Consider the following 554-nt stretch of genomic DNA (forward strand, 5'->3'; position numbering starts at 1 on the left):
TGGCCTGCGCGACGGCGGCAACCTTGAAAGGCCGTCTGGCGAGAAGGGCCTTCAGCCACGGCCGCGCCCAAGCGTCGTTTCGGACGACCCGCAAGACGGCCGTTGCCCCGACAACGAGGAGAGAGCGGAGTTCCGGATTTCCCATCTTCGATATTCGTCCCAGCCGCTCTTTGCCTCCGCTTGAATGAGACCGCGGCGTCAATCCCAGCCAGGCGGCAAAGTGGCGAGCCGACTTGAACCCGCCCGGATCCGGCACAAGCGCCTTGATGGTCGCCGCCGTAATGGCGCCGACGCCAGGGATTGTGGTCAACCGACGCATGTCCTCGTCGTGCTTGACCTCCACGACGATTGCGCGCTCGAGCCTTTCGATCTGGTCGGCTGAAGCTTCAATCTCGTCGGCAATAGCCATCAGCGCGAAGCGTGCTGCTGCGGGCAGGCGAGCATCTGTCTCATCCCGTATGATTGCGACCAGCGCCTCAACCTTTGCCAGGCCGGCGGTGGCGATGATCCCCAATTCTGCCAGATGCGCGCGCAACGCGTTGACCGCCTGCGTT

At 63.9% G+C, this 554-nt stretch carries 1 protein-coding gene; it reads right to left on the bottom strand.

What is annotated here, in order from left to right; genetic code table 11:
* On the bottom strand, nucleotides 1-554 hold a 554-nt coding region (locus CV770_RS41345; RefSeq protein WP_146101491.1), incomplete at both ends, for an IS110 family RNA-guided transposase.

The organism is Bradyrhizobium sp. AC87j1, from assembly GCF_002936975.1.
GTDB classification, from domain to species: domain Bacteria; phylum Pseudomonadota; class Alphaproteobacteria; order Rhizobiales; family Xanthobacteraceae; genus Bradyrhizobium; species Bradyrhizobium shewense.